Source organism: Vibrio sp. 1562, from assembly GCF_033340155.1.
Lineage (GTDB): Bacteria > Pseudomonadota > Gammaproteobacteria > Enterobacterales > Vibrionaceae > Vibrio > Vibrio alginolyticus.
This window is the reverse complement of sequence record NZ_JAWOVY010000798.1, coordinates 1-511: the sequence shown is the minus strand read 5'-3', so window position 1 is coordinate 511 and position 511 is coordinate 1. Positions and strand designations below refer to the sequence as shown.

General features: G+C 44.6%; 1 protein-coding gene. It reads left to right on the top strand.

Annotated elements, in window-relative coordinates:
• Nucleotide 1: 1 nt before the first annotated feature.
• Nucleotides 2–511: LysR family transcriptional regulator (locus R7Z49_RS27735; protein ID WP_318112865.1), on the top strand; the 510-nt coding region annotated here is incomplete at its 3' end.

Below are 511 nucleotides of genomic sequence, written 5' to 3'. Positions count from 1 at the left end.
TGTGAACAAAGATCTCGACTTAAACCTACTCAAAATTCTTGTCTTATTAGATAAGCACCGCCAACTCAAGCCCGTTGCAAAAGCGATGGGGAAAAGTGAAGCGTCCATCAGTAAATATCTTGCCCGATTACGACTTCAGCTTAACGATGAGCTGTTTATCCGACATCCTCACCACATGGAGCCGACGGACTATTTAAAGCGTCAACTGCCCAAAATTGCCGACGCGTTGGAAAAGCTTGAAACTTGCTTAATCAGTGGTGAGTTTGAGCCAGAAAACTACGAAAAAGACATCACAGTCTGTTTACCGCAAACCGCTCAATACTCATTTGGTCACTTGCTCGCAATGGATTTGATGGAGCTGTTCCCTAAAGCACACATTTCAGTGGCCACCATTACTGAGTACACGGTTGAAGAGATCATCCTAGGCAAGGTGGATGCGCAGCTTCATTACTTTAACGATGACTTACCGAAATCTGTCCATCAGAAATTCATTGGTTATGCACCCGCAGTG